The following is a 25,963-nucleotide window of genomic DNA, read 5'->3' on the forward strand; positions in this document are numbered from 1 at the left end:
CATACTCCGCGTCGCGCCGATCCGGGCGCCGCTGCTCTCTGGCATGCGCCCGCGACCGGACGCGCGCCGACTATATGGCGGGCCGGGCGACGCCCGGCAACCCGCACCTTGGTGGTCCCTTCACAGGCTCTTGGCAGCCCTTGGTCAAAACCATCGGGCCGCCTTGCGGCCTATTTTGCGGCCGCGTGCACGCCCTGCGCCAGCGCCGTTGCCAATTCGATCACCGCCGGAACGGTGGTGGCCGTGGCACGGCCCTCGGCGTCCAGACTGTTACGCAGCACATCGACCAGCGCCGAGCCGACCACCGCGCCATCGGCGTGGCGGGCGATCTCGTTGGCGGCATCCGTGGTGCGGATGCCGAACCCGACGCAGACCGGCAGCGGCGTATGGCGCTTGATGCGCTGCACTGCGGAACTCACCGCCTTGGCATCGGCCGAGGCCGAGCCGGTGATGCCGGTGATCGACACGTAATACACAAAGCCCGAGGTGTTGGCGAGCACGGCCGGCAGCCGCTTGTCGTCAGTGGTCGGGGTGGCGAGGCGGATGAAATTCAGCCCGGCGCGCATTGCCGGCAGGCACAGCTCGCCGTCTTCCTCAGGCGGCAGATCGACCACGATCAAGCCGTCAATGCCGGCTTCCTTGGCATCGATCAGGAACTGGTCGACGCCGTAGATATAGATCGGGTTGTAATAGCCCATCAGCACGATCGGGGTGACGTTGTCGCCGGCGCGGAACGCGCGCACCAGATCGAGGGTCTTTTTCAGCGTGGTGCCCGATTGCAGCGCGCGCAGCGCCGCCGCCTGGATCGCCGGACCATCGGCCATCGGATCGGTGAACGGCATGCCGATTTCGATGATGTCGGCGCCGGCCTGCGGCAGCGCCTTGATCAGCGCCAGCGAGGTGTCGAGATCAGGATCGCCGGCCATCAGGAAGGTGACGAAGGCGGCGCGGCCCTGCTGCTGCAGCGCCGCGAAGCGGGCTTCGATACGGCCGGTCATCAGAATTGTCCCCCCAAATGCTCGGCCACCGAGGCAAGATCCTTGTCGCCGCGACCCGACATGTTGACCACCATCAGGTGCTCGCTCGGCAGCTGCGGCGCCAGTTCGGCGACCTTGGCGAGCGCGTGGCTCGGCTCGAGCGCCGGAATGATGCCTTCCAGACGGCAGCACAGCTTGAACGCTTCCAGCGCTTCGGTGTCGGTCGCCGATAGGAAGTTGACGCGGCCGACTTCGTGCAGCCAAGCGTGTTCCGGGCCGATGCCCGGATAATCGAGGCCGGCCGAGATCGAATGCGCTTCCTGGATCTGGCCGTCATGATCCATCAGCAGATAGGTGCGGTTGCCGTGCAGCACGCCCGGCTGGCCGCCCGCGATCGAGGCGGCGTGCAGATTGCTGAGGCCATGGCCGGCCGCTTCGACGCCATAGATCGCGACGTCGCGATCATCGAGGAACGGATGGAACAGGCCCATGGCGTTGGAGCCGCCGCCGATGCAGGCCACCAGCGAATCCGGCAGCCGTCCTTCGGCTTCCAGAATTTGGCTACGCACTTCGGTGCCGATCACCGCCTGAAAATCGCGCACCATCATCGGATAGGGATGCGGACCGGCGACCGTGCCGATGCAATAGAACGTGTCGTGCACGTTGGTAACCCAATCGCGCAGCGCCTCGTTCATGGCGTCCTTGAGCGTGTTGGCGCCCGAGGTCACCGGACGGACCTCAGCGCCGAGCGCGCGCATGCGCAGCACGTTGGGCTGCTGCCGCTCGACATCGACCGCGCCCATATAGACCACGCATTGCAGGCCGAATTTGGCGCACATCGTTGCGGTGGCGACGCCATGCATGCCGGCGCCGGTCTCGGCGATGATGCGCGGCTTGCCCATGCGCTTGGCCAGCAGGATCTGGCCGAGCACGTTGTTCACCTTATGCGCGCCGGTGTGGTTGAGGTCCTCGCGCTTGAAATAGATCTTGGCGCCGCCGAAATGCGCGGTCAGCCGCTCGGCGAAGTACAAGGGCGAGGGCCGGCCGACATAGTGCTTGAGATAACCAGTCATCTCCGCCTGGAACGCCGGATCGGCCTTGGCCTCGGCATAGGCTTTTTCCAGATCGAGGATCAGCGGCATCAAGGTTTCGGCGACGAAACGTCCGCCGAACTTGCCAAAATGGCCGCGATCATCGGGGCCGGCTCGAAACGAATTGGGCAAAGGTGAGTTCATCAGACGCTCAGCTGTTCGGTGGCGCGCGCGGCGCGGATGAAGGCGCGGATCAGTTCCGGGTCCTTGACGCCCGGCGCGGATTCCACGCCGGATGACACATCGACGCCAGTGGCGCGGCTGATCCGCAGCGCCTCGGCGACATTGGCGGGCGACAGTCCGCCAGAAACCATATACGGCACCGCCAGCTCGATGCCCTGCAGCAAAGTCCAATCAAAGCACGCGCCAAGGCCGCCGGGACGGGTGGCGTCTTTCGGCGGCCTAGCGTCGAAGAGCAAGCGATCTGCGACCGCTGCATAGTCCGGCAGCACGGCAAGATCAGCGGCGGTGGCGATCGGCAGCGCCTTCATCACCGGCAATCCGAAGCGCTGCTTGATGGCGGCGACCCGCTGCGGCGTCTCGTGGCCATGCAACTGCAGCAATTGCGGCGACACCATCTCGATAATCGCGCCAAGCTGCGCGTCGTCAGCATCGACCGTCAGCGCCACCACCTCGGCCTGCGGCGCGGCGGCACGCGCCAGCGCCCGCGCGCTGTCGAGTTCGACATGGCGCGGCGAGGCCGGAAAAAACACCAAGCCGATCATATCGGCGCCGCCTTCGAGCGCCGCGTCCAGCGTCGCGCGGGTCGACAGACCGCAGATTTTGACAACAAGGGTCATGGGGTTCGCAGCATGCCGGCGGGATGCCGGCCCGGAACGGCGTGTTTACAACGCCGCGCTCTGCTTGTCTCGTTCGGCAGCGCTGCTCGGCGCGCCCAGCAAGAGCCGCGGCGCCGCGGACGGCTGGCTGTCATTGGACGCGGTCGGCACCACGCTGGCGCGCAGCCGGGTGAGCTGCGAGCGCGCTTCGATGGCATCGGCCTGATGGCGGCGCGCGGCGCGGCGCCAGTGACGCTGACCGATCCAGGTGGCCATGCCGCCGGCGATGACGCCGAGGATCGCCACCGCGATCAGCACCACGAACAGCGGCATCGCGATGCTCAGCTCGGGGTCATTGGTATTGAACGGATCGAACGACACCGTCACCGAATGACGGTTGGCGACCGCGAATACGAAAAAGATCAGTCCCAGCGGAATAAGAACCAAGGCCGAAAAGAGCTTTTGCATGGTTATTCTCGCCTGGCAGGCTCAGCGCGGACTAGGCGCCGGTTTCTGGGGACGTTTCGGGTTCCCGGTTCAGCCGTTCGCGCATCTCTTTTCCGGTCTTGAAGAACGGCACGCTCTTCTGTTCCACCGGAACGTGTTCGCCGGTCCGGGGATTGCGACCGGCGCGCGCCGGGCGGTGCTTGACCGAGAAGGCTCCGAAGCCGCGCAGTTCGACGCGGTCTCCACGTGACAACGCCGCCACGATCTCTTCAAGGATCGCGTTGACGATGTTCTCCACGTCCCGCTGGTAGAGGTGCGGGTTGTGCTCGGCGATACGCTGTACAAGTTCGGATTTAATCATCGAGACTGGAGCCCGTGGATGCGGACCGTCATTTCCGTGAAAACAGCTTGGACTGTCAAGACGCTAAATCAAACTCGCCGGCGCAGCAACCAAGCTTGCGCCGTCGAAATCTGTTCTGCAACCAGCCAGTCCGCGCGATATTGCTAATTTGACGCGCTGGGACGCCAGAGCGCTAAGATACCGTCAAGCCCGTACTGATCAACCGACTGCAACATACCGCCGTCAGCAATCTTGTGGGCGATCGAAGGCAGCCCGACCGCCTCCAGCGTCACCACCGCAGCGGTACGCAGGAAGGTCATGTCGCCGAGCCGCGGCGACAGCTTGTAATCACGCACCGGCAGATCGGCCTTGATCTTCTTCTGCGCCACCAGCCAGGCGACCGCGGTCTTCTCGTCGCCGAGCTGATCGACCAGCTTGAGGCCGACCGCCTGCCGTCCGGTGAACACCCGGCCATCGGCGACCTTGTCGAGCGAGGGATCGTCCAGGCTGCGCCGTTCCTTCACCAGGCCGCGGAACCAAGCATAGGAATCCTTGACCAGCGCGTCGAGCGCGGCGCGCGCTTCCGGGCTGGTCGGCTCAAAACCGTTCGGCGCGGCCTTGAGCGGCGACGACTTCACTTCCTCGACCTTGACGCCGACATTCTTCAGCAGCTCGGCGAGGTTCGGATATTGGATCAGCACGCCGATCGAGCCGACCAGCGAGCTTTGCCGCGCGACGATGTGGTCCGCCGAGAGCGCCGCGATATAGCCGCCCGACGCCGCCATGCCTTCGACCACCACCACCAGCGGCTTCTTGGCCTTCAGCCGCGCGAGCGAATCATAGAGCTGTTCCGCCCCGGCGGTGGTTCCGCCTGGCGAATTGATGTGCACCACCACCGCCTCGTAGGACGACTTTTCCAGCCGCTCCAGCGCCGCGACGCGGTCGTAGTCGCTGCGGATCAGACCATCGATCTTGATGCGGGCGATCGAACCGGAGGAGCCCGGCAACGAACCGCTCGACGTCGAAGCGGCGCCGATCGCCACCACGGCGGCAATTGCGACCACAGCCGCCGTCACGCGCCAGAACGTCAGTTTCCGGCGAATGCGACGACGATCGACGATGACATCGGAATCAAACGACATCGGCTCTCTCCAACGCGGGCACGAGTGGGTCTCGGCACGGGGGGATGGGTTTAGCGGCCCTGCCCCCGGCTGCGCAACAGAAAGAACAACAGGTGGCGAGCGCGGCCGCCGCCGTCAACCGATCAACAAAAAGGCCCCGGCAAAGCCGGGGCCTTTCGCAAACCGCCACGAAGGCGCGGTTCTTACTTCTCGCGCTGCTTGAGCGCGGTGCCGAGAATGTCGCCCAGCGTCGCGCCCGAATCGGACGAGCCGTACTGCGCGATCGCTTCCTTCTCCTCGGCCACTTCCAGCGCCTTGATCGACACCTGGACCTTGCGGGCCTTCTTGTCGAACTGGATCACGCGGGCGTCGACCTTCTCACCAACCGCGAAGCGTTCAGCGCGCTGATCGTTGCGATCGCGGGCCAGCTCCGAGCGCTTGATGAAGGTGGTGAACTCGGTGCCGACGATCTGCACGTCGATGCCGGAATCCTTCACGTCGAGCACTTCGCAAGTGACGATCGCACCCTTCTTGACGTCGCCCGGCTCGGCGAACGGGTCGCCTTCGAGCTGCTTGACGCCGAGCGAGATACGCTCCTTCTCGACATCAACGTCGAGCACCACCGCCTTGACGACGTCGCCCTTCTTGAAGTTGTCGATCACCTGCTCGCCCGGCAGCTTCCAGTCGAGGTCGGACAGATGGACCATGCCGTCGACTTCGCCGTCGAGGCCCAGGAACAGACCGAACTCGGTCTTGTTCTTGACTTCGCCTTCGACCACCGAACCGACCGGGTACTTCTCGACGAACACTTCCCACGGATTGCGCATGGTCTGCTTCAGGCCGAGCGAGATACGACGCTTGACCGAATCGACCTCGAGCACCTGCACCTCGACTTCCTGCGAGGTGGAGACGATCTTGCCGGGGTGCATGTTCTTCTTGGTCCACGACATCTCGGAGACGTGGATCAGGCCTTCGATGCCCGGCTCCAGCTCCACGAAGGCGCCGTAGTCGGTGATGTTGGTGACGCGGCCGGTGAAGCGCGCGTTCAGCGGGTACTTGGCCTCGATGCCCTGCCACGGATCGTCCAGCAGCTGCTTCATGCCGAGCGAGATGCGGTGGGTCTCGTGGTTGATCTTGATGATCTTGACCTTCACGGTCTGACCGATCGACAGCACCTCGGTCGGGTGATTGACCCGGCGCCAGGCAATATCGGTGACGTGCAGCAGGCCGTCGATGCCGCCGAGGTCAACGAACGCACCGTAATCGGTGATGTTCTTGACGACGCCGTCGATCACCTGACCCTCTTCGAGGTTCTGCACCAGCTCCTGGCGCTGCTCGGCACGGGTCTCTTCCAGCACGGTACGGCGCGACACCACGATGTTGCCGCGACGGCGATCCATCTTGAGGATCTGGAACGGCTGCGGGTTGTTCATCAGCGGCGCGACGTCGCGGATCGGGCGGATGTCGACCTGCGAGCGCGGCAGGAACGCCACGGCGCCGTCGAGGTCGACGGTGAAGCCACCCTTGACCTGGTTGAAGATGACGCCCTGAACCTTTTCGTTGTTCTGGAACGCCTTCTCGAGCTTGCCCCAGCTTTCTTCGCGGCGCGCCTTGTCGCGCGACAGCACGGCTTCACCGAGCGCGTTCTCGATCCGGTCGAGGAACACTTCGACCACGTCGCCGACCTTGAGGTCGCTCTCCCGGCCCGGGCCGGCAAATTCACGCAGCGCCACGCGACCTTCGGTCTTCAGACCGACGTCGATGACCGCCATGTCCTTCTCGATCGCGACAACAGTGCCCTTGATGACCGAGCTTTCCTGCAGATTGCCGCCAGCGAAGGACTCGTCGAGCATCGCAGCGAAATCGTCGCGGGACGGATTGTAAGTCGAAGCCATATGTTCTCCAGATGCGGGTCTGCCGGCCATGGGGTGAGGGGCGCATCGCGCGTAAAGGGCCGAGGGGTCCGCAAACCTCGGCGACCGCTCCTGCCGCAGAAACGGCAATAGCGGGCCGGCAAAGGCCTTCACGATCAATACGGTGGTTGATCCAGACGCGCGGGACAAATGGTCACCGAAATCGACGGTCAGGGGCCAGGAGCGGGCTTTCCTCCAATGACGGCTGCAGTTTTGCTTAAGAAATATTTAAGCCCGCAGCCGGCCCGCTCGGACAGCCTCGACGATATCGATCGCAGCCCGGACGCCGCTTTCTATATCTAAATGCGAATTGTCGAGCAAGTGTGCGTCATCGGCCTGTTTCAAGGGCGCCGCCGCCCGGTTCCGGTCGCGTTCATCGCGCTTGAGGATATCGGCCAGCACCACCGCTTCATCGGCCGGCTCGCCGCGCGCTTGCGCCTCCAGCGTGCGCCGCCGCGCCCGCACTGCGGGATCGGCGACCACGAAGATCTTCACGTCGGCCTGCGGGCAGATCACGGTGCCGATATCGCGGCCATCCAGCACCGCGCCGGGCGGCTGCTCGGCAAACTGCCGCTGAAAGCTGACCAGCGCCTCGCGCACCTTGGGCAGCGCCGACACCACCGAGGCGGCGGCGCCAACCTCCTGCGATTTCAGCGCCGGATCGTCAAAAGTGGCCGGGTCGAGCGTCTGCGCCACCATGGCGGCCCGCGCCTCGTCGTTCAGATCAGCGCCGGCATCGAGCATGGCCTTGGCCACCGCGCGATAGATCACGCCGGTATCGAGATGACGAAGGCCGTAATGAAGCGCCAGCCGCTTGGCGAGGGTGCCCTTGCCGGAGGCGGCCGGTCCGTCGATGGCAATGATCATGAGCCTCTCGCTTGCATTGCCGGGCGATCACCCGGCGTTGTCGCCGCTTTCAACACCCAAGCCCAGGAACTTTCAAGCCGGTGCGATTGCCTCACGGCCCCTGGGCCGTATAAACCGGCGGCCCGTCACGCCCGCGCGGCGGCGCGTCTCAAACCTTTCGGTGAACCTTCGGATGTCCACGCCCGCTTTCGTCAAACGCATTCTGCGCTCGAATGCGTTTCAGACCTTCATCAGCTATCCGCTGGCGGGCTATTTCCAGTTCGTGACCTGGACTGGCAAGATCGACCGGCCGGAACCGCCGGTGCCGGGGCCGTTCATCATGGCGATGTGGCACGGCCGGCTGATCATGCTGCCGATGCTGCGCGTCGGCGCCAAGCCGCTGGTGGCGCTGATCAGCGGCCATCGCGACGGCCGCATCATCAGCAAGGTCGGCGCCCATTTCGGCATCATGACCGTGACCGGATCGAGCTCGAAGGGCGGCATGCGCGCGGTGCGCGAACTGATGCGCTTTGGCCGCGACGGCCATTGCCTGTTCGTGACACCCGATGGCCCGCGCGGCCCGCGCATGCATGTCAATGAGGGCGTGCTCGACATCGCCCGCCTGACCGGGCTGCCGATCGTGCCGGTCACGGTCGGCCCGCAGCGCGCGGTGGTGTTCAAGAGCTGGGACCGGCTGTTTCTGCCGCTGCCGTTCTCGAAAGTGGCGATTCGCTGGGGCGCGCCGATCACGGTCGACGCCGATACCGACCGCGCCGCTGCCGCCGCCGAACTCGAAGCGTCGCTGTCGGCGGTGCAGCGCGAGGCCGAATTGCTGGCCGGCCGCGAGCCGATCGAGCCGGGCTGACCTTAGAACGCACGGCGCGAGTGTTTTCCGCGCGTCATGGCCGGGCTCGTCCCAGCCATCCACGTCTTTGATCCTGCAGTGTTATTAAGACGTGGATACCCGCGACAAGCGCGGGCATGACGGGGCAAACGGGGGATCCCAGCCGCGGGCTGAGCCCCGCGTATTGGAGCGCTGGATTGCTTCGCTGCGCTCGCGATGACGGAGACTAGGCGAACTCGGCGCCGAGCCGGCGCATCATCGGCACGAAATCCGGAAAACTGGTGGCGATGAACGCGGTGTCATCGACCCTGACCGGCTGGTCCGAGGCGAGGCCCATCACCAGCGCCGACATCGCGATGCGATGATCCATATGGGTGGCGACCAGACCGCCGCCCGGCACATGGCCGCGCCCTTCCACGATCAGATCGTCACCCTCGATCGCCACGTCGACGCCGTTGACGCGCAGCATCGCCGCGGTCGCTTCGAGACGGTCGCTTTCCTTGACCCGCAGCTCCTGCAGGCCGCGCATCCTGGTCGTGCCCTCGGCAAAGGCCGCCGCCACCGCCAGCACCAAATATTCGTCGATCATCGCAGGGGCGCGCGCGGCCGGCACATCGACGCCCTTGAGCCGCGACGCCTTGACCCGGAACTGGGCCATCGGTTCGCCGGCATCGCCGCGCAGCTCGCTGATCTCGATCGAGGCGCCCATTTCCTGCAGCGTGGTGAACAGCCCGGTGCGCAGCGGATTGGTCATGACGTCGGTCAAGACCACGTCCGAGCCCGGCACCAGCAGCGCCGCCACCATCGGAAACGCCGCCGAGGACGGATCGGCCGGCACCACCACCGGCGCGCCGCGCAGCTCCGGCTGGCCGGTCAGCGCGATGCGGCGGCCATGGGCGCCTTCCGGCTGCGAGCTGATGGTCGCGCCGAAATGGCGCAGCATCAGCTCGGTATGATCGCGGCTCGCTTCCGATTCGATCACCGTGGTGACGCCCGGCGCCGCCAGCCCCGCCAATAATACCGCCGACTTGATCTGCGCCGAAGCAACCGGGGTGCGGTATTCGATCGGCAACGGATCGCGCGCGCCCTGCAGCGTCAGCGGCAACCGGCCACCGTCGGCGCATGACACCACGCTCGCGCCCATCAGCTGCAGCGGATCGAGCACCCGGCGCATCGGCCGCGAGCGCAATGAGGCGTCGCCGTCAAATGGCACGGTGATCGGGCAGCCCGCGACCGCGCCCATCACCAGCCGGCAGCCGGTGCCGGAATTGCCGAAATCGAGCGCGGCTTGCGGCTGGGCGAAGCCGGCGACGCCAACCCCATTGACCTTCCAGGCGAATTCGCCGGTGCGCGCCACCTGGGCGCCGAGCGCCTGCATCGCCTTGGCGGTGTTGAGCACGTCCTCGCCTTCGAGCAGGCCGGTGATCCTGGTCTCGCCGACCGAAAGCGCGCCGAGAATCAAAGCGCGGTGTGAAATCGATTTATCGCCCGGTACACGCACCTCGCCGTGCAGAGCGGTGCTTTTGCGGGCTTCGAGCGGCTTGGGTTGGGAGCAATGTGTCACGAAACGGATCCCCGGCACGCGGCCAATGAGTTCGGGCCTGCGTGCCCGATGTGGTCAAACGCCCCGTGAAGAAGCGCTATTGACAGCAGCGTGGCAACTAGCCAAGTGAAGCACCGTTTTTCAAGAATTCCCAGGATTGCACAAGTGGCCAAATCCGAGCTCGGAACCAAGCGCGTTTGCCCGACCACGGGCAAAAAGTTCTATGACCTCAACAAGAATCCTGTGATCTCGCCCTACACCGGAGAAGTGGTGCCGATCGCGGCGATCCCGCAGCCGCGCGGCCGCGCCGAAGCCGCACGCGGAGCCATGTCGGAAAACATGGTGGAGACCGAGACCGAAGAGTTGGTGTCGCTCGAAGAGGCCGATGCCGAAGAGAACACCGGCAAGGTCAAGGCGATCGTCCCCGAATCGGAGGACGACATCGAGATCGACGAGGCCCTCGACGACGAGGACGATGACGATTCCACCTTCATCGCCGACGAAGAAGAAGGGGATGAAGACGTCACCGACATCATTGGTGACGTTTCTGGCGATGAGGAGACTTGAGATCGTCGTCAGAATGTGATCAACGAATGCCGTGCGCGGTTGCTGTTCGCCGCCGCGCACTGGAACGGGGCCATAGCTCAGCTGGGAGAGCGCTTGCATGGCATGCAAGAGGTCGGCGGTTCGATCCCGCCTGGCTCCACCAACACCCGTTTCGATGACCTGACGGTCATGGTTGAGGGCGCGTTCTGACAGCGCTCCGTGCTTCTCGCGAAGCAGCCGTGACAAAGGGACCATCGCTAACACCGCGCGGTGCTTGCGCCGCGTGCCCGGAACGGGGCCATAGCTCAGCTGGGAGAGCGCTTGCATGGCATGCAAGAGGTCGGCGGTTCGATCCCGCCTGGCTCCACCAAGCTCCCACCATCAGCCCTTTACCGATGACTTGCTTGCGGCGCCTTGAGGGCGCAATCTGAGCGCGTTCGCGCTTCTTCGCGCAGCGTTCCGCGACAACTTGAGCAAGCTTCGCCACTCCCATGACCCCAAACATTGCTCCCGGCGCTTTGGCCGGCCTGCGCGTGATCGATCTGTCGCGCGTGCTCGGCGGGCCGTATTGCACGCAAATCCTCGCCGACCATGGCGCCGACGTCATCAAGGTCGAACCGCCGGCCGGCGATGAGGTGCGCGAATGGGGCCCGCCGTTCCATGAGGAAGACGCGGCTTATTTCATCGGCGTCAATCGCAACAAGCGCTCGATCGGGCTCGACCTCGCTTCGCCGACCGGGCGCGAAGTGCTGCTGACCATGCTGGCCAGCGCCGACGTGCTGATCGAGAATTTTAAGCCGGGCACGCTGGAAAAATGGGGCATCGGCAGCGAGGTGCTGCGCGCGCGTTTTCCGCAGCTGGTGCATTGCCGGATCTCCGGCTTTGGCGGCGATGGCCCGCGCGGCGGCAATCCCGGCTATGACGCGATCGTGCAGGCGATGGCCGGCATGATGGCCGCCACCGGCTCGGCGCAAAGCGGCCCGACCCGGATCGGCGTGCCGCTGGTCGATGTCGCCACCGGCCTTTATGCCGCGATCGGCATTCTGATGGCGCTGGCGGAGCGCCAGAAATCCGGCGAGGGCCAGTTTCTCGAAACCACGTTGTTCGAGACCGGGCTCGCCATCATGCACCCCCATGCCGCCAACTACTTCATGCACGGCAAGCCGCCGGCGCTGACCGGCAATGAGCACCCCAATCTGGTGCCCTATACGATCTTCGCCACCAAGACCGACGACATCTTCATCGGCGTCGGCAATGACGCCACCTTCCGCAAGCTGACCCGCGAGATCGGCAAGCCGGAATTGGGCACCGACCCGCGCTTTGCCCGCAACAAGGATCGCATCGCCAATCGCGAGGCGCTGCGCGCTGAACTCGCAGCCGTGTTCTGCCAGCACGAAGCCGAGCCGCTCTGCGACCGGCTGCTGGCGGCCGGACTGCCGGCCGGTCCAGTGCAATCGATCGACAAGGCGCTGACCAGCACCCATGCCAGCTACCGCGGCGATGTGATCGCCAAGGACTGGTACAAGGGCGTTGCCTCGCCGATCCGGATGGAGCGCACCAAGGCCTCGCTGCGCCGGCTGCCGCCGAAATTCGGACAGGACACCGCCGAGGTGCTCGGCGAGTTCGGCTATTCGGCGGACGCGATCGACGCCCTGATCAAGGACGGCGCGGTGTGCGGCACCACCAAGCGCCGCTAACGTGAGCCGTGCGGCATGCCGGGGCGCCGCGCGCCGGCCGCCGCCGTTTCGCTGCACTGCAGCGCCGATTACCACGGCCAATCCGCGACGCTGCGTCTTTTCGTCTGGCCCGCGCGGCGATACGGTCATGTAACCGTCATCCGGCGCTGGTACCCGCGCCATCACGTGATGATAGCCCAGTCGGGGAGGAATTGATGACGCTACGGACCTTTGGCCTTGCCACGTTGCTGTCGACGACGCTGGCCCTTGCTTCGCCGGCTTATGCCGTCACCGAAATTCAGTGGTGGCACGCCATGACCGGCGCCAATAACGACGTGATCGTCAAGCTGGCCGAGGAGTTCAACGCCTCGCAAAGTGACTACAAGGTGGTCGCGTCCTACAAGGGCAGCTACGCCGACACCATGAATGCCGGCATCGCCGCATTCCGCGCCAACAACGCCCCGCATATCCTGCAAGTATTCGAGGTCGGCACCGCCACCATGATGGCCGCGACCGGCGCGGTGAAGCCGGTCTACAAGCTGATGGCCGAGGCCGGCGAGACTTTCGATCCGCAGGCCTATCTGCCGGCGATAACCGGCTATTACTCGACCTCCAAGGGCGAGATGCTGTCGTTCCCGTTCAACTCGTCCTCGATGGTGATGTGGGTCAACAAGGACGCGCTGAAGAAGGCCAACATCACCGAGATTCCGAAAACCTGGCCGCAGGTTTTTGAAGACGCCAAGAAGCTCAAGGCCGCAGGTTATGAGACTTGCGGATTCTCGACCGCCTGGGTGAGCTGGGCGCATATCGAGCAGTTGTCGGCGTGGCATAACGTGCCGCTTGCGACCAAGTCCAATGGCCTGGACGGTTTTGATACCGAGCTGAAATTCAACGGCCCGGTGCAGACCAAGCATCTCGACAAGCTGATCGAGCTGAAGAAGGACAACACCTACGATTATTCCGGGCGCACCAATACCGGCGAAGGGCGCTTCACCTCCGGCGAATGTCCGATCTTCCTGACTTCGTCGGCGTTCTTCGGCCAGGTGCGCGCCAACGCCAAATTCGACTTCACTAACGCGCCGATGCCGTATTACCCGGATGTCGAGGGCGCGCCGCAGAACTCGATCATCGGCGGCGCCTCGCTGTGGGTGATGGCCGGCAAGAAGCCCGACGAATACAAGGGCGTCGCCAAATTCCTGGCGTTCCTGTCCGACACCGACCGCCAGGTCGAGATTCACAAGAAGTCCGGCTATCTGCCGATCACCAAGGCCGCCTACGCCAAGGCCAAGGCGGAGGGCTTCTACAACGACTTCCCCTATCTCGAAACGCCGCTGCTGGAGCTGACCAACAAGCCGCCGACCGACAATTCGCGTGGCCTGCGCCTTGGCAACATGGTGCAGCTGCGCGAGCTGATCGCCGAGGAATTCGAGCTGGCGCTGAACGGCAAGAAGTCGGCCAAGGATGCACTCGACAGCGCCGTGCAGCGCGGCAACCAGATCCTGCGGCAGTTTGAACGCACCGCCAGCCGCTGATCGCTCGCTGATGACAGATCGCTTCCTGCTCATGCTGGTCTTGTGGTCCTTGTGGCAGGAGGCGCCCTGACATGCATAAGAACGTCGTGTTCCATCACCGCTGGCTGCCGTATCTGCTGATCGCGCCGCAATTGGTGATCGTGCTGGCGTTCTTCTATTGGCCGGCGCTACAGGCGGTGTGGCAGTCGTTCCTGCTGCAGGATGCATTCGGGCTATCGACCACCTTTGTCGGCTTCGAGAACTATGTCGAGCTGCTCCGCCAGCCCGAATATTTTGGCGCGGTGGTCCGCACCTTTGTGTTCTCGGCGTTGATCGCCGGATCGTCGCTGTCATTCGCACTGCTGCTGGCGGTGATGGCCGACAAGCCGCTATCGGGCATCACGGCGTATCGCACGCTGCTGATCTGGCCCTATGCGGTCGCGCCCGCGGTCGCCGGCGTGCTGTGGATCTTCATGCTGCATCCCTCGCTCGGCATGGTGGCGCGCGGGCTGCGCTCACTGGGCATCAACTGGAATCCGCTGCTCAATGGCGATCATGCCATGATCCTGGTGGTGCTGGCCGCGGCCTGGAAGCAGATCTCCTACAACTTCCTGTTCTTCCTCGCCGGGCTGCAGTCGATCCCGAAAAGCGTGCTGGAGGCCGCGGCGATCGACGGTGCCGGGCCGATGCGCCGGTTCTGGACCGTGACCTTCCCGCTGCTGACGCCGACCATCTTCTTTCTGATCGTCGTCAACATCGTGTACGCGTTCTTCGACACTTTTGGCATCATCGACGCCATGACCGGCGGCGGCCCGGCCAAGGCCACCGAAACGCTGGTGTACAAGGTCTATCTCGACGGCCTGCTCGGCGGCAATCTCGGCTCGTCGGCGGCGCAGTCGGTGCTGCTGATGATGATGGTGATCGTGCTCACCGCGATTCAGTTCCGCTACGTCGAACGCAAGGTGACGTATTGATGAGCGCGCAGCAAATGGCGCCCTTTCTTCACCTCTCCCCGCGTGCGGGGAGAGGTCGCCCGACCAAGCGCAGCGGTGCCGGGCGGGTGAGGGGGCAGTACTTCAAGTCACAGCGCGCGGCCACGCCCCCTCACCCGACTGACCCGCGCAAGGCGCGTGTCAGTCACCCTCTCCCCGCAAGCAGGGCGAGGGAAGTAGCCGGCGACGCCGCAAACCGCAATATCGCACACCACCAAGTCGGCTACGCAAAACGCTGGGTGAGGTGTTGATGAGCGGGCACACAATGATGCCAACTCTGGACGGCACGGCGCGTCACCTCTCCCCGCGTGCGGGGAGAGGTTGCCCGGCAAAGCCCAGCGACGCCGGGCGGGTGAGGGGGCAGTACTTCAAGTCACAGCGCGCGGCCACGCCCCCTCACCCGACTGACCCGCGCAAGGCGCGTGTCAGTCACCCTCTCCCCGCAAGCAGGGCGAGGGACATCCTCGCGAGCTGTTACTTCCAAAGAACAGGCAGCGCTGATGGTCGAGAATGAAGGCATAAGGCGTTATGTCGCCCACGCGATCCTGTGGCTCGGGATCGCGATCGTGGCCTTTCCGGTCTATCTGGCGATCGTGGCCTCGACCCAGGACGCGGCTTCGATCGCCAATGGCCAGATGTCGCTGCTACCCGGCGGCCACCTGCTCGAGACCTATTACAAGACCATCTTCGTCGGCACGTCCGGATCGACACGCGAGCCGGTCGGCGTGATGCTGCTGAACTCGCTGGTGATGGCGCTGGCGATCGCCTGCGGCAAGATCGCGATCTCGATCATATCGGCCTATGCGGTGGTGTATTTCCGCTTTCCGCTGCGCATGACAATTTTCTGGCTGATCTTCATCACCTTGATGCTGCCTGTCGAGGTGCGGATCTATCCGACCTACAAGATCGCCGCCGATCTGCAATTGCTCGACAGCTATGCCGGCTTGACGCTGCCGCTGATTGCGTCGGCGACCGCGACGCTGCTGTTCCGGCAGTTCTTCATGACGGTGCCGGATGAACTCCTGGAAGCCTCGCGGATCGACGGCGCAGGGCCGTTGCGGTTCTTCTGGGATACGCTGCTGCCGCTATCACGCACCAATATCGCGGCGCTGTTTGTGATCCTGTTCATCTATGGCTGGAACCAATATTTGTGGCCGCTGCTGATCACCACGCGCGACGACATGCAGACCATCGTGATCGGCATCCGCAAGATGATCACCACCTCCGACGCGCTGACCGAATGGCCAGTCGTGATGGCGACCGCGGTGCTGGCGATGCTGCCGCCGGTGGTGGTTGTGGTGGTGATGCAGAAACTATTCGTGCGCGGGCTGGTGGAGACGGAAAAGTGAAGATCGCGAATAAACGGGCGAATAGCGAATGGCGAATAGCGAATAGCCCACGACGCGCCGCCACGCCCCTGTTCTATTCGCTATTCGCTACTCCCTACTCGCTTCTGTGCGCGGAGCGCGCTGATGGCTAACGTCACGCTGCGCAATGTCCGCAAGACCTATCCGGGCGGCTTTGAGGCCATCAAGGGCATCGACGTCGCGATCGGCGATGGCCAGTTCTGCGTGCTGGTCGGGCCGTCGGGCTGTGGCAAGTCCACGCTGCTGCGCATGGTGGCGGGACTGGAAACCATCAGCTCCGGCGAGATCGAGATTGGCGAGCGCGTGGTCAACACCATCGAGCCGGCCGATCGCGACATCGCCATGGTGTTTCAGAACTACGCGCTCTATCCGCATATGACCGTGTACAACAACATGGCCTATGGTTTGCGCAATCGCGGCATGCCCAAGCCCGAGATCGAGCAGCGGGTGCGCGAGGCGGCGCGCATTCTGGAAATCGAAGCGCTGCTTGACCGCAAGCCGCGCCAGCTATCGGGCGGCCAGCGCCAGCGGGTGGCGATGGGCCGCGCGATCGTGCGCCAGCCCAAAGTGTTCCTGTTCGATGAGCCACTGTCCAATCTCGACGCCAAACTGCGGATCGCGATGCGGGTCGAAATCCGCAAGCTGCAGCGCAGGCTCGCCACCACCTCGATCTATGTCACCCATGATCAGCTCGAAGCGATGACGCTGGCCGACATTCTGGTGGTGATGAATGGCGGCGTGGTCGAGCAGATCGGCAGCCCGCTCGAGGTCTATCACCGCCCGGCGACCACCTTTGTTGCATCCTTCATCGGCGCGCCGCCGATGAATCTGATCGCGCTGGACGGCAGCGAGCTGCGCCACCAGCTCGGCGAGCATGGCGATGCGACCACGCTCGGCATCCGCCCGGAAGACTTGACGCTGACCAATGGCGATGCGGGCGATGGCGGGCTCGCGCTCAAGCTGCGCGTCGATGCGGTCGAGCGGGTCGGCCCGGAGAGCTTTGTCTATGGCCACCCGGGTGATCACCAGGGCGAAGCTGAGATCATCGTGCGGGTCGCGGGCGAGCACACCCCGGCGCTTGGCAGCTCAGTGCAGGCGATCGCCAGTCGCGCCAAGCTGCATCTATTCGGCCGCGATGGCCGGCGCCTCGAGCCGTAAACGCATTTTCCCAGATTGCGGCGGCGGGTTCTTGAACAGCCAATAGCAATGACCATATCCTGGTGGTGACCGGAGGGCGTTACCGCCAACCGGGCCACTGAGGTGCCGAAAGGGCCTCCAAGATCAAAGTCGCTTCGAGAGGACTTTGGGACAATGTCTCGTGTTCCGACACTATCAAGCCCGTTCCTGCTGGGCTTCGACGATATCGAGCGTGCGCTCGATCGGGTCGTGAAAGGCGCTGACGGCTACCCGCCTTATAATATCGAGCGCTGTGACCGTGAGAACGGCCAGCCCGAAAAGCTCCGGATCACGCTTGCCGTCGCAGGGTTCACCCGCGACCAGCTCGACGTCACCATTGAAGAGAATCAATTGGTGATCCGCGGGCGGCAGCAGGACGACAAGACCCGGCACTACATTCATCGCGGCATTGCTGCGCGTCACTTCCAGCGCACCTTTGTGCTGGCCGACGGAATGCAGGTACTGGGTGCGGATTTGAAGAATGGGCTGTTGTCGATCGACCTCGCCAGACCAGAGCCTGCCAGGGTTGTTAAGACAATCGCCATCAACGAGCACGAATAATGGGAACGAGTAGCGGACTCGACCGCTTAAATCTAACGAGGAGTCGAGACCATGACTGGAGTTGAAATCATCGAAGACACCGATGTGTCGGTGGAAACGTTGGCCAGCCTCGGCGAAGGCCACATCGCCTATGTGAAGCAGATCCGTTCGGAGGACGTGCCGAGCCTGTTTCCGCAGGCGCCGAAGATCGCCCCGGGCACCAAGCTATTCGCGTTGCATGCCGCTGACGGCACGCCGATCATGCTGACGGACAGCCGCGAAGCCGCGCTTGCCAATGCCTGGAGCCAGGAACTGCAGACCGTCAGCGTCCACTGACGCGGCACAGCCTTCCTGATGGTCGGTTCTGAGCGCATCAGAGCCAAATGACGAGACCGATTGCTGACGCGTTGGCCACCGGCGGGCCGGAGACAGCGGCGCGGCAGCCGTACCCGCCCCCTCTCACCTCACACCACCCGCAAACACGCCGGTCGCCGGCGATGATGCGCCATTTGTGCCAAAGTGCGCAGCGCTGCGCATTGCGGTGCGCCGTCGCGTGCCGCTGGCGCGGCCTTGATCCGCTGCGCCGGCGCCGTCGCCTATGGGACGCGCGCCACCAAGCCGCTGCAACGGCTACAGCTTTGGCGCGAGCGAACAACTTTTCGCACCCTGCTACCTGTTTCTTAACTACAGATCACGACGCGTAGTTATCCCAGGTCCCGAGTTAACCTCGCAAAGCCTGTTGTGTCGCTAGGCTTTCCTCAGACACCGCTGATCGTCCGGCTCGCTGATCCGTCCCGCCGATCCCGGCGGGTCTCGGAATGCTCAGGTCCCGCTTGATCGCAAGGCGGGTGCACACCTCCAGCGTACGGAAGACGCAGGCTCATCATGATTCAACGCTTCTTGCATTTTGTTGCGGGGGTAGACCGCAACACGCTCGCGAGCTGTCCGGCGACCGACAAGATGTGGGCGACCCATCTCGGCCTCTCGCTGCTCTTGTCCTTCACCGTGGTGTTCGGAGTGACGTTCCACGCCACCGGCTACATGATCGAGTCGATCTCGACGCGGCTGTTGGTTGCCCTGGTGGTGGCCATGACGGTGCTGATGTTCGACCGCGCGCTGTGCCAATCGGACTGGTTCTCGCAAGGTTCGTTGTGGACCCCTGGTTCGTCGGTGCAAACCGCCGCACAGGCCCGGCAATCGGTGTGGCGCTTCATGCGCATCGCGGTGCGGCTGACCTTGTCGCTCGGCCTCGCCTGGGTGATCGCGATGTTCTTGGAGCTGGCGATCTTCTCCGGCACCATCAGCGATAAGATCGAACGCGACCGGGTCGCCGCCAACCAGCCGATCTTTGACAAGATCGGGCAGTTCGAAGCGCAGCTCGACGCCGAAGGAGAACGCCGCCGTGCCAAGATCGTGGAACTGGAAGCGGCGATGCGCACCGGCTTCACCGGCAGCTCGACGCTTGATCCGGCGCTGGCCGCGCGCTCTGAAGCCATTGATCAGCAATTGAAATTGATTGAACAGCGCGAAGCCGAGATCCGGACAGAACTGAGGCAGATCGACGAGTCGGTGCAGCAATATGCAGCCGACATGGTCGCCGAGGAATTCGGCCAAAAGCTGCGGCCGACCAATAGCGGCAAGCCCGGCACCGGCCCGCGCTTTGAGTTCGCCAAGCGCCAGCGCCAGGCTTTTGAAGCGCAACGCGCCGTGCGCTTTGCCGATATCGCTCAGCTCGACGCCAGGCGCGCCCAGCTGCGCGATGCGCAGAGCCAGGTGGCCGCCGAGGCGCAGGCGATCCGTGAGAAGGAGCGCGCCGCGTTCGAAGGACAGCGCGAAGCGCTGCAGATCGAGATCAACACCGCGCGCGCCGAGCTCAAGCAGTTCGACGCCACCAAGAGCGAGCGCGTCGAGGAGCTGCGCAACCGGCTCTATACCGAGCTGAACTACCAGGCCAAGACCGACGCCAGCGACCCGCTGACCCGGATTGCCGCCTACCAGTCGCTCAAGAACGACCCGAAGGACGGCGCCATCATGACGCTGTTCTCCTGGATGACCCGGTTCTTCATCATCTTCCTGGAAGTGGTGCCGGTGGTGGCCAAGATCTTCTTCTCGCCGCCGAGCGTCTATGCCGCCAAGATCCAGGCCGAGGTGCAGCGCCAGCGCCGCAACATCGTGCTCGGCGCGGAAGCCGCCGACAACGGCTCCAAGATCGCCGCCGCGGCGGAGCTGCAGGCCGCCGCCGAGGCATCGGATTTCATTCTGGTGCCGAAGACACTGGCCGAGCAGGAACCGTTCGAGGAACGGCGCAAGATGAACCGCCGGGTCGCCAATCGCCGCGCGGAACGTCCGAAGATCGTGTCGTTCCGGCCCCGTTCGGCCAAAACGCTGCCGAGCCGGGCGGTCTCGATGCGGGCCTGACCCTCAGCACCAGCTCACCAACAAAACCCCGGCGAAACGGTCAGCGTTTCGCCGGGGTTTTGATTCTTGAAGGCCGCTTGGCGCTCCGCCTGATACCAACGGCGATCGAGGCCAACCCATCCACCCGTCATGGCCGGGCTCGTTCCGGCGATCGCCGCCTTTGATCTTGCAGCGTTCTCAACACGAAAATGCCCGCGACAAGCGCGGGCATGACGGTCATGGGTGGGACCCAATGGTATTAAAAGACCGAGAGCCTTAAGCCACGGTCGAGGGCGGCAGCGCCAGCACCGAATAGATCGCCTGGGCATCACGCGAAGCCCGCAGCTTCTTGGCGACCTCCAGATCGCGCAGCAGCCGCGCGATCCGCGCCAGCGCCTTGAGGTGATCGGCGCCGGCCCCTTCCGGAGCCAGCAGCAAGAACATCAGGTCGACCGGCTGGCCATCCATGGCCTCAAAGTCGATCGGCCGTTCCAGGCGTGCGAACAGGCCGAACAGCTTCTCGAGCTTGGGCAGCTTGCCATGCGGAATGGCGATGCCATAGCCAACCGCGGTTGTGCCGAGTTTCTCGCGCTGCAGCAGAACTTCGAAGATCGACCGCTCGTTCTGCCCGGTCAGCGCCGCCGCACGCGCCGCCAGTTCCTGCAGCGCCTGCTTCTTGCTGTTAACCTTCAACGCCGGGAGAATGGCCTCGGGCGCGACCAAATCGGTAATCGTCATAAGGCGTTCCGAGGATGTTGTCCGGGGGAGATAAGATCAAGGCGGCCCGCGTCAAGCCGGGCCGCCGCGTTTGGCCTAACCATGTTGCCATCAACGCCCGTGCGAGGCGCGGTCGGCTCCATCATGGCACCGCCGCCCGCAAAACCGGCCGGCGGCGATTGCCGGACCGTCTGAAGCGGCGGGACCATAGGGACGACCTTGCGAGGCGTCAACGGGGTTCTCAGGCGTTGACCGCCGGCGGATCGATCCAGCCGATGTTGCCGTCGGCGCGGCGGTAAATCAGGTTGACCCGCCCGCTGCTGCCATGGATGAACGCCATCACCGGCGCGCCGCTCAGGTCGAGTTCCATCACCGCCTCCGACACCGACAGCCGCTTCAGCGACGTAGTGGCCTCGGCGATGATCACCGGGCTGTAGGCCGGCTCGACTTCGACGTCGGCATCGGGTGCTTCGATCACATAGCTCGGCACGTTGATCGCTGCGCTGGGTTCGGTCGCCGCGTGCACCTTGCGGGCCGAGCGATCCTTGAGCCGGCTCTTGTAGCGGCGCAGACGCTTTTCGATCTGCAGCAGAGCCTGGTCGGCGCTGGCGTAAGCGTCAGCGGCGTTGGATTCCGCTTCGAGCGTGATGCCCGAATCCAGATGCAGAGCGCAGTCGGTACGGAAGCCGAAGCCATCCTTGCTCAGCGTGATATGGCCGGAATAGTTGCCATCGTAGTACTTGCGCAGCACCTCTTCGGTGCGCTCGCTCACGCGGCCGCGGAGCGCCTCGCCGATATTGATGCTTTTGCCTGAGACCCGAATGGTCATGTCATGCCTCGATTCGTGAAGTGATCTACAGTTTCAGGGGAAATCGATGCGATCAAGCCGGTGCGATGTCGCGGGACCGATCGATTGAGTTGGTGGAGGCACCGAGTACGGCTCCGAGCATGCTCTGCTTATCCCGGCGACGCTGTACCGATGAAGGTATGCGCATCGCCTCGCGATACTTGGCGACAGTGCGACGGGCAATGTCAATACCGGCCTCACGCAATTTCTCGACGATGGTGTCGTCCGACAGGATTGCCGCCGGGTTTTCCTCGTCGATCAAGCGCTTGATATGATGGCGGACCGCTTCGGCCGAATGCGCTTCGCCGCCATCGGCAGAGGCAATCGATGCGGTGAAGAAGTACTTCAACTCGAAGATGCCGCGATTGGTGGCCATGTATTTGTTGGCGGTGACGCGCGACACGGTCGATTCGTGCATCTGGATCGCATCCGCGACCGCTTTCAGATTGAGCGGCCGCAGATGAGCGACGCCGTGCGAGAAAAAGCCGTCCTGCTGACGAACAATCTCGGTCGCGACCTTGAGAATGGTGCGGGCGCGCTGATCGAGCGCGCGCACCAGCCAGGTGGCATTCTGCAGGCAATCGGTGAAATAAGCCTTGTCGCCATCCTTGCGAATGGTCTTCGACAGCTGCGCGTAATAGCTCTGGTTGACCAGAACCTTTGGCAGCGTCTCGCTATTGAGCTCGACCTGCCAGCCGCCATCGGGACCGGGCCGGACATAGACGTCGGGCACCACGGTCTGCACCCGCGCTGATCCAAACTTCAGTCCGGGCTTTGGATCGAGATGACGGATTTCGCTGATCATGTCAGCGAGATCTTCGTCATCGACGCCGCATACTTTTCGCAGCGCAACAATGTCGCGCTTGGCCAACAGATCGAGATGTTCGACCAGCGCCTGCATCGCCGGGTCATAGCGATCGCGGTCGCGCAGCTGAATGGCGAGGCACTCGCTCAAGGAGCGCGCGCACACCCCGGCCGGATCAAAGGTCTGCAACACCGCGACCACCGCCTCGACCTGATCGGCGGACGCGCCGAGCCGCGCTGAGACGTCGCCAAGATCGGCGGGCAGATAACCGGATTCGTCGACCTGATCGATCAGATACTGGCCGATCAGACGCTGCTGCGGATCGGTGAACGCCACCGCGAGCTGTTCTGCGAGAAGATCGACCAGCGTCACTTCGGCGGCCACGAACGCTTCGAGATTGTAGCCCTCGTCGCTGGAAGCGCCGCCGCCCCATTCGGTAAACGTGCTCGGCGCGGCGTCCTGGGCATTACGGGCCGCGGCTTCAGCCGGTTCTTCGGAAAAGACGTTGTCGAGACCGGTATCGAGAGTCTGTTCGATTTCGGCGCGGCTGCCGAGATCCGGCTTCATCCAATCTTCGGCGCTGGGTTCTCCGCGCTCGCCGGAGTCGCCGCCATCACCCCCGTCGGAATCAGCGAATTCGCCGCGCTCGGATGGCTCGCCCGGCACTGGCGGCTCGCCATTTTCATTGGCGCGGTCGAGCAGCGGATTGCGCTCCAGCTCCTCCTCGACATAGGTCGCGAGGTCCAAATTCGACAGCTGCAGCAGCTTGATCGCCTGCATCAGTTGCGGCGTCATCACCAGCGACTGCGACTGGCGGAATTCGAGGCGTTGAGACAATGCCATGGCGGAGGCCGCCGCTCCAGTTTGGTCCGTTTCTTGCTTTAATACTTTCCGCGCCGGATGTACACGTCTTGACGAATTGGAAAAACGCGCTATGCGACCTCGCCGTTACAGTCGGAATTCCTCGCCAAGATACAGACGCCGGACATCCGGATTGTTGACGATCTCCTCCGGGGTGCCTTCGGTCAAGATCTCACCGGCATAGACGATGTACGCACGGTCGGTGAGACCGAGCGTCTCACGAACATTGTGGTCCGTGATCAATACCCCGATGCCGCGATTGGTGAGGTGGCGCACCAGATCCTGAATGTCGCCGACCGCGATCGGGTCGATGCCGGCGAACGGCTCGTCGAGCAGCATGTAGCTCGGACGACTAGCGAGCGCGCGCGCGATTTCGACGCGGCGCCGCTCACCACCGGATAGCGCGATCGACGGCGATTTGCGCAAGCGTTCGATGTTGAATTCTTTGAGCAGATTATCGAGCTCGGCTTCGCGGCGATCGCGGTTCGGCTCGACCGCTTCCAGCACCGCGCGAATATTCTGCTCGACGCTGAGGCCGCGGAAGATCGACGCTTCCTGCGGCAGATAACCGATACCAAGCCGGGCGCGCTGATACATCGGCAGCTTGGTGACATCGCGGCCATCAAGTTCGATCGCGCCGCGATCGGCCTTGATCAGTCCGGTGATCATGTAGAACACCGTGGTCTTGCCGGCACCGTTCGGGCCGAGCAGACCGACCGCTTCACCACGGCGCACATGGATGCTGACGCCGCGCACGATGCGGCGGGTGCCAAAACTCTTCTCGATGGCATGCACGGCGAGATAGCCGCTATGCGCCGGCTGCGGAGCCGTGCGCTGCACCTGCTGCAGCTCGGCGTCGAACTCATCGTCCGGCGCGACGCCGCCCGCCGCAGGATGACGCGGCTCATGCAACTGCTGGCCGGGATGGCCGCCGATCGCGGTGATGTCGGCGCGCGACTCAGGCGATGATTTGGAGCCGCGCGACCGGAACATGCCAAGGAAATCTACCATCGCCGCTCTTCAGTTCTTTCCGGGCGGCCGGCCGCCCTGCCATTCACCATGACCGAGGTTCCCGGCTTTGCCCAGCCCCGGTGCGGGGCGCGTGGTGGGGCAGCGGCCGCGGTCACCCTGCGCGCCCTATAGGAAACAGGCTTACAGATCAACTGCTTGACCGGAATGCCAACTCATTTCGGCCGACCCGCGGGCGGGGTCAGCGAGGTCGGCGCGCCGGCCGACGGGCTGGACGAGGGGGTGGTCGGCTGCGCTCCAAAGACGCCGCCCGGACCCGACGACTGGAACAGGCCCTGCACCCGCCCGCTGCCCGATTCCACCCGCGACACGCCGGTGGTCATGTCGACCACCAGCCGGTCGCCGCGCAACACGTTCTTGCCCTGGGTCAGCACCACCTTGCCGAGCACCGTAACCAGATTGGTCTTGGTATCGAACACCGCGGTGTCGCCGGTCACCACCTGATCCTTCTGGGTGACCACGACATTGCCCTTGGCTTCCAGCCGGCGGATCGACGAACCACCACCGGGACCGGGCGAGGCCGCCGTCATCGATGATTTCGGGGCAGCCTTGGCGGCGCCGTTGCCGCTCGATTCCTGTTGATCATAGAACACCACCAGGGTTTTCGAGGTCATGGTGGTGTCACCCTGCACGACTTTGACGTCGCCGGCGAAGGTCGCTTCTTTCTTCTTGTCGCGGACTTCCAGCGACGCCGCTTCGATCTGAATCGGCTGGTCGCGGTTTTGCGAAAAACCCTGCACGGCATTGGGCACGCCGCTCACCGCGCCTTGCGCCGCAGCGGGTGCTGCGGTCAGCAGCAGCGATGCGGCGAGGGCCATCACCGCCGGCGCGCGAGCGGCGCGGCGCGGCATAGTGGGCTGTTGAGCGTGATGATTAGGAGACTGCTGACTCATAGCCACGATCACTTCGCGCTGCTGTTGGCCGGGGTGGTGGTGGGTGATGCGGGCCCCGCATTGTCGAGATGCATCACCACGCCGCCGTCAAACCGAACCAGATCGCCTCGCTCGGTGATGCGCAGCTTCTGTCCTCGCAAAGTGCCGCCCTGCCATTTGACGTCGACCGGCTCATCGGAGCTGATGGTCCCTTTACCGAGGTCGACCAACGCTTGGGTCAGCCAGGCCTCGTAACCGCTGGTCGCCAGCAAATAGACGTCCTTCCGCAGTTGCAGCAATTGGGACTTGGTATCGAACACCCCGTTGCGGGCGTCGATCATCACGGTGGACTGATCCTCGGTCAGAAGTTTGGCGCGCAGCGTGCTGAGATCAACCTGGTCGGGACGGGTCAGGTCCTGGGTGGCGGCCTTGGCCCATAATTCATAGGGCCGGCCGTCGGGCGTAAAGCCGGACAGATGCGGCGATTCCATGGTGACCTTGGTACCGGACACCACCAGCCGGCCGGGGTCGATCGGCAATTTCGCCAGCAATCGGAACGGGTTGAGCACCGACACCGCGATGATGGCCGCCATCGCCACCGCCACCGCCGCGGGCACCGCGACCCGCAGCGTGCGCACCAAGCGGCTATGCCGCGCCGCCGCCGCGAAACGCGCATCCATCTCGGCCTGATAGGCTGACAGCGACAGCGACGACACCGGGGCTCCG

General features: G+C 64.2%; 25 protein-coding genes and 2 tRNA genes. 12 read left to right on the top strand and 15 right to left on the bottom strand.

The window, feature by feature from the left end:
• Nucleotides 1-170: 170 nt before the first annotated feature.
• The 8 genes from trpA to cmk form a co-directional block, all read right to left on the bottom strand.
• Nucleotides 171-998, bottom strand: a complete 828-nt coding sequence (trpA, locus tag BJ122_RS11090) for a tryptophan synthase subunit alpha (RefSeq protein ID WP_110781093.1) — start codon at nt 996-998, stop codon at nt 171-173.
• Nucleotides 998-2,212, bottom strand: coding sequence for a tryptophan synthase subunit beta (gene trpB, locus BJ122_RS11095; protein WP_110781094.1), 1,215 nt, complete (start codon nt 2,210-2,212; stop codon nt 998-1,000). Before trpB ends, trpA begins: the two co-directional genes overlap by 1 nt.
• Entirely contained in the window at nt 2,212-2,868 is a 657-nt protein-coding gene (locus BJ122_RS11100; RefSeq protein ID WP_110781095.1) for a phosphoribosylanthranilate isomerase, read from the bottom strand. Before BJ122_RS11100 ends, trpB begins: the two co-directional genes overlap by 1 nt.
• A gap of 45 nt (nt 2,869-2,913) precedes the next feature.
• A complete protein-coding gene (locus BJ122_RS11105; protein ID WP_027278939.1) occupies nt 2,914-3,315 on the bottom strand; it encodes a LapA family protein in 402 nt (133 codons plus the stop codon).
• A gap of 31 nt (nt 3,316-3,346) precedes the next feature.
• Nucleotides 3,347-3,655 carry an integration host factor subunit beta gene (locus tag BJ122_RS11110; RefSeq protein WP_027278940.1) on the bottom strand — a complete coding sequence of 103 codons (309 nt, stop codon included), beginning with the start codon at nt 3,653-3,655 and terminating at the stop codon, nt 3,347-3,349.
• A gap of 143 nt (nt 3,656-3,798) precedes the next feature.
• Entirely contained in the window at nt 3,799-4,776 is a 978-nt protein-coding gene (gene sppA / locus BJ122_RS11115; protein ID WP_110781096.1) for a signal peptide peptidase SppA, read from the bottom strand.
• Nucleotides 4,777-4,958: 182 nt separating this feature from the next.
• Nucleotides 4,959-6,650 carry a 30S ribosomal protein S1 gene (rpsA, locus tag BJ122_RS11120; protein ID WP_110781097.1) on the bottom strand — a complete coding sequence of 564 codons (1,692 nt, stop codon included), beginning with the start codon at nt 6,648-6,650 and terminating at the stop codon, nt 4,959-4,961.
• 246 nt (nt 6,651-6,896) lie between these two features.
• Complete coding sequence (gene cmk, locus BJ122_RS11125) at nt 6,897-7,535, bottom strand: (d)CMP kinase (protein WP_110781098.1); 639 nt, start codon at nt 7,533-7,535, stop codon at nt 6,897-6,899.
• Nucleotides 7,536-7,707: 172 nt separating this feature from the next.
• On the opposite strand from cmk, the gene BJ122_RS11130 reads away from it, so the two are divergent.
• Nucleotides 7,708-8,379, top strand: coding sequence for a lysophospholipid acyltransferase family protein (locus tag BJ122_RS11130; protein ID WP_110781099.1), 672 nt, complete (start codon nt 7,708-7,710; stop codon nt 8,377-8,379).
• Nucleotides 8,380-8,584: 205 nt separating this feature from the next.
• Here BJ122_RS11130 and aroA read toward each other — a convergent pair whose 3' ends face one another.
• Nucleotides 8,585-9,922 (bottom strand): 3-phosphoshikimate 1-carboxyvinyltransferase, encoded by a 1,338-nt coding sequence (gene aroA / locus BJ122_RS11135; RefSeq protein ID WP_110781157.1) that lies wholly within the window; start codon nt 9,920-9,922, stop codon nt 8,585-8,587.
• A 144-nt stretch (nt 9,923-10,066) separates the two neighbouring features.
• Between aroA and BJ122_RS11140 the strand changes: the two genes are divergently transcribed.
• The 11 genes from BJ122_RS11140 (at nt 10,067) to BJ122_RS11190 (ending at nt 20,127) form a co-directional block, all read left to right on the top strand.
• The gene (locus BJ122_RS11140; protein WP_110781100.1) at nt 10,067-10,468 is read left to right on the top strand and encodes a TIGR02300 family protein; all 402 of its coding nucleotides are present in this window, start codon (nt 10,067-10,069) and stop codon (nt 10,466-10,468) included.
• Between the two features lie 66 nt (nt 10,469-10,534).
• A tRNA-Ala gene (locus BJ122_RS11145) sits at nt 10,535-10,610 on the top strand.
• 131 nt (nt 10,611-10,741) lie between these two features.
• A tRNA-Ala gene (locus BJ122_RS11150) sits at nt 10,742-10,817 on the top strand.
• A gap of 121 nt (nt 10,818-10,938) precedes the next feature.
• A complete protein-coding gene (locus tag BJ122_RS11155) occupies nt 10,939-12,144 on the top strand; it encodes a CaiB/BaiF CoA transferase family protein (RefSeq protein ID WP_110781101.1) in 1,206 nt (401 codons plus the stop codon).
• A gap of 194 nt (nt 12,145-12,338) precedes the next feature.
• Nucleotides 12,339-13,655 (top strand): sn-glycerol-3-phosphate ABC transporter substrate-binding protein UgpB, encoded by a 1,317-nt coding sequence (gene ugpB / locus BJ122_RS11160; RefSeq protein ID WP_110781102.1) that lies wholly within the window; start codon nt 12,339-12,341, stop codon nt 13,653-13,655.
• Between the two features lie 71 nt (nt 13,656-13,726).
• Nucleotides 13,727-14,608, top strand: coding sequence for a sn-glycerol-3-phosphate ABC transporter permease UgpA (gene ugpA, locus BJ122_RS11165; RefSeq protein ID WP_110781103.1), 882 nt, complete (start codon nt 13,727-13,729; stop codon nt 14,606-14,608).
• Between the two features lie 518 nt (nt 14,609-15,126).
• Nucleotides 15,127-15,975: a sn-glycerol-3-phosphate ABC transporter permease UgpE gene (gene ugpE / locus BJ122_RS11170; protein WP_110781104.1), complete on the top strand. Its 849-nt coding sequence runs from the start codon at nt 15,127-15,129 to the stop codon at nt 15,973-15,975.
• Between the two features lie 123 nt (nt 15,976-16,098).
• Nucleotides 16,099-17,151, top strand: a complete 1,053-nt coding sequence (locus BJ122_RS11175) for a sn-glycerol-3-phosphate import ATP-binding protein UgpC (RefSeq protein ID WP_110781105.1) — start codon at nt 16,099-16,101, stop codon at nt 17,149-17,151.
• Nucleotides 17,152-17,304: 153 nt separating this feature from the next.
• Nucleotides 17,305-17,730: an Hsp20 family protein gene (locus BJ122_RS11180; RefSeq protein ID WP_027278952.1), complete on the top strand. Its 426-nt coding sequence runs from the start codon at nt 17,305-17,307 to the stop codon at nt 17,728-17,730.
• Between the two features lie 51 nt (nt 17,731-17,781).
• Nucleotides 17,782-18,045: a BQ00720 family protein gene (locus BJ122_RS11185; protein WP_110781106.1), complete on the top strand. Its 264-nt coding sequence runs from the start codon at nt 17,782-17,784 to the stop codon at nt 18,043-18,045.
• Between the two features lie 549 nt (nt 18,046-18,594).
• Nucleotides 18,595-20,127: a DUF4407 domain-containing protein gene (locus BJ122_RS11190; protein WP_110781107.1), complete on the top strand. Its 1,533-nt coding sequence runs from the start codon at nt 18,595-18,597 to the stop codon at nt 20,125-20,127.
• 255 nt (nt 20,128-20,382) lie between these two features.
• On the opposite strand, the gene ptsN is transcribed toward BJ122_RS11190, so the two are convergent.
• From ptsN to lptC, 6 genes are all read right to left on the bottom strand, one after another.
• A complete protein-coding gene (gene ptsN, locus BJ122_RS11195; protein ID WP_110781108.1) occupies nt 20,383-20,844 on the bottom strand; it encodes a PTS IIA-like nitrogen regulatory protein PtsN in 462 nt (153 codons plus the stop codon).
• A gap of 220 nt (nt 20,845-21,064) precedes the next feature.
• Nucleotides 21,065-21,652 carry a ribosome hibernation-promoting factor, HPF/YfiA family gene (gene hpf, locus BJ122_RS11200; protein WP_110781109.1) on the bottom strand — a complete coding sequence of 196 codons (588 nt, stop codon included), beginning with the start codon at nt 21,650-21,652 and terminating at the stop codon, nt 21,065-21,067.
• A gap of 52 nt (nt 21,653-21,704) precedes the next feature.
• On the bottom strand, nt 21,705-23,318 hold the full coding sequence (gene rpoN, locus BJ122_RS11205) for an RNA polymerase factor sigma-54 (RefSeq protein ID WP_110781110.1): 1,614 nt from the start codon (nt 23,316-23,318) through the stop codon (nt 21,705-21,707).
• 105 nt (nt 23,319-23,423) lie between these two features.
• Nucleotides 23,424-24,347, bottom strand: a complete 924-nt coding sequence (gene lptB, locus BJ122_RS11210) for an LPS export ABC transporter ATP-binding protein (RefSeq protein ID WP_110781111.1) — start codon at nt 24,345-24,347, stop codon at nt 23,424-23,426.
• A gap of 173 nt (nt 24,348-24,520) precedes the next feature.
• Nucleotides 24,521-25,183, bottom strand: a complete 663-nt coding sequence (locus BJ122_RS11215) for an LptA/OstA family protein (RefSeq protein ID WP_181418936.1) — start codon at nt 25,181-25,183, stop codon at nt 24,521-24,523.
• Nucleotides 25,184-25,266: 83 nt separating this feature from the next.
• Nucleotides 25,267-25,953, bottom strand: coding sequence for an LPS export ABC transporter periplasmic protein LptC (gene lptC, locus BJ122_RS11220; RefSeq protein WP_430694777.1), 687 nt, complete (start codon nt 25,951-25,953; stop codon nt 25,267-25,269).
• Nucleotides 25,954-25,963 lie beyond the last annotated feature (10 nt).

The organism is Rhodopseudomonas faecalis (genome assembly GCF_003217325.1).
GTDB lineage: Bacteria > Pseudomonadota > Alphaproteobacteria > Rhizobiales > Xanthobacteraceae > Rhodopseudomonas > Rhodopseudomonas faecalis.